Here is a 305-nt window from a genome sequence, read left to right as displayed (position 1 = left end):
ACGACGGGTAGCCGGCCTGAGAGGGCGACCGGCCACACTGGGACTGAGACACGGCCCAGACTCCTACGGGAGGCAGCAGTGGGGAATATTGCACAATGGGCGAAAGCCTGATGCAGCGACGCCGCGTGAGGGATGACGGCCTTCGGGTTGTAAACCTCTTTCAGCAGGGAAGAAGCGCAAGTGACGGTACCTGCAGAAGAAGCACCGGCTAACTACGTGCCAGCAGCCGCGGTAATACGTAGGGTGCGAGCGTTGTCCGGAATTATTGGGCGTAAAGAGCTCGTAGGCGGCCTGTCGCGTCGGAT

The 305-nt window shown here is 61.0% G+C and carries 1 rRNA gene; it reads left to right on the top strand.

The features are described from left to right. A 16S ribosomal RNA gene (locus UK12_RS35150) occupies positions 1-305 on the top strand; the annotation flags it as partial.

The sequence above is a fragment of the Saccharothrix sp. ST-888 genome, assembly GCF_000955975.1.
GTDB lineage: Bacteria > Actinomycetota > Actinomycetes > Streptomycetales > Streptomycetaceae > Kitasatospora.
This window is presented reverse-complemented; position numbering and strand designations above follow the sequence as displayed.